This is a genomic window from Bradyrhizobium sp. IC4060 (assembly GCF_020193715.1).
Taxonomy (GTDB): domain Bacteria; phylum Pseudomonadota; class Alphaproteobacteria; order Rhizobiales; family Xanthobacteraceae; genus Bradyrhizobium; species Bradyrhizobium yuanmingense.
Map to the genome: position 1 here is coordinate 1 of NZ_JADYVJ010000110.1, position 406 is coordinate 406.

Genomic DNA, 406 nt, shown 5'->3' on the forward strand with positions numbered 1-406 from the left:
GTATCTTGGTCGTATATGACCACTGAACGGTTACCGTCAGTATTGTTAGTTGTTAGTCGTTTTGTGCGGCCGATCCCGAGTTCCTCTTGCAGAAGTATCCTGGCGAGCCGTTATCTTAAGCACAAGCGTGCCTGGCCCGGCCAGTCACACCTATTGATAGAAGTAGGTAGCCTACTGGCAACGAACTGCTATGATCCCTCGGCGATCTTCAGACATAACGATAAAGACCAGGAGTGATGTATTGCCTTTCTCCGGCGCCTCTTCCCGCTGGCTGCAGCGGTACGCCCCGGCCCTTCTGGCTGTTGCCCTGATCATCGCCATGAGCATCAGCCTCGCCTGGCAGGCGGCCGGCTGGTTGCGCCTGCAACGCAGCCCGGTAGCCGTCGCCGCCTCGCCGGTCAGCCCC

General features: G+C 58.4%; 1 pseudogene. It reads left to right on the forward strand.

Annotated elements, in window-relative coordinates:
• Positions 1–190 precede the first annotated feature (190 nt).
• Positions 191–406: pseudogene (xcpP, locus tag I6F16_RS37720) on the forward strand (type II secretion system protein N); the annotation flags it as partial.